1 protein-coding gene is annotated in these 274 nt (G+C 65.7%); it reads right to left on the bottom strand.

Annotated elements, in window-relative coordinates; translation table 11 throughout:
- Positions 1 to 274: transposase (locus tag MKK68_RS29960; protein ID WP_244033196.1), on the bottom strand; the 274-nt coding region annotated here is incomplete at both ends.

Genomic DNA, 274 nt, shown 5'->3' on the forward strand with positions numbered 1-274 from the left:
GAGCCAATCGAGGGCGGCGGCGAGGTAGAGGACGCCCATGAAGCTGACGGCGGTCTTCTCGTAGCGGGTGGCGATGGCGCGCCACTCTTTGAGCCTGGCCCAGAGGCGCTCGACCTGGTTACGGTTGTTGTAGATCCAATCAGGGCAGGCCACGGGCGCTTCGTGGCGCTGAGGCGGGATCGCAGGCCGAGCGCCCATATTCCAGATGTGTTCGCGAAAGACGTGGCTGGTATAGCCGCGGTCCCCCACGACCCATTTGGGCACCCCCGGCAGT

Source organism: Methylobacterium sp. E-016, assembly GCF_022829745.1.
Classification (GTDB): domain Bacteria; phylum Pseudomonadota; class Alphaproteobacteria; order Rhizobiales; family Beijerinckiaceae; genus Methylobacterium.